This window comes from Vibrio sp. 1288 (assembly GCF_033344475.1).
In genome coordinates this window covers 1-945 of sequence record NZ_JAWPOX010000209.1, presented here as the reverse complement: position 1 = coordinate 945, position 945 = coordinate 1, and the positions used below count along the sequence as shown (strand labels likewise).

Sequence of the window (945 nt, the reverse complement as noted above, 5' to 3'; positions counted from 1 at the left end):
AACTGCGTCCCTAACTGGCCCGCACCTGTTGTTTTCATTCTGACCTAGTCCAATAGATATTTTCTCAACAAGATAAGAGGCTTAAGTAACAGAAATATGACAAGTCAAACTGCTCACTTCTTCATCAAATGAAATACAAACGCCACAGAAGTGAATCATAACTGTCAAATTATCTGCACCAAACCGTCACATTCCACCCATAGGATAAAAAGCGAACTTACTGACCTAGTCCAGAAGGATGGAGACAATGAAAACTTTGCTTAGCCGTTCCACTGCCGTGCCTGCCAAACTGCTTGCAGCCACCGCAATTACAGCAACATTATCGGCGCCTGCTTTTTCAGCGGATGCCAATGTAGAATCCCTAGTAAAAGCCGCTCAAAAAGAAGGCTCGGTTTACAGTGTGGGCATGCCAGACAGTTGGGCAAACTGGAAAGACACGTGGGCTGATTTGCAATCAAACTACGGTTTGAAACATCAAGACACTGACATGAGCTCTGCACAAGAAATCGCGAAATTCGAAGCAGAGAAGAAAAATGCAACCGCAGATATCGGTGACGTCGGTTTTGCATTTGCGCGAGTTGCCGTGAAAAAAGGCGTAACTCAACCGTATAAACCGACCACTTGGAATGACATTCCCGATTGGGCGAAAGATAAAGATGGCCACTGGGCGCTGGCATACACTGGCACTATCTCTTTTATCTCAAACAACAACCTAGTCAAAGACGCACCAAAAACTTGGGGTGACTTACTCAAAGGTGACTACAAAGTGACGGTTGGAGACGTAGGCGTTGCGGCGCAAGCGAACAACGCGGTTTTGGCAGCCGCTTTTGCCAACGGTGGTGACGAATCGAACCTTAAACCAGCAATCAAGTTCTTTGCTGAACTGGCGAAACAAGGTCGCTTGTCATTTACCGATCCGAACATCGCCAACCTAGAAAAAGGCGA

1 protein-coding gene is annotated in these 945 nt (G+C 46.5%); it reads left to right on the top strand.

Annotation, left to right across the window (positions count from 1 at the left end; all coding sequences use genetic code 11):
* Positions 1 to 247: 247 nt before the first annotated feature.
* Positions 248 to 945: ABC transporter substrate-binding protein (locus tag R8O11_RS25720; RefSeq protein WP_318194675.1), on the top strand; the 698-nt coding region annotated here is incomplete at its 3' end.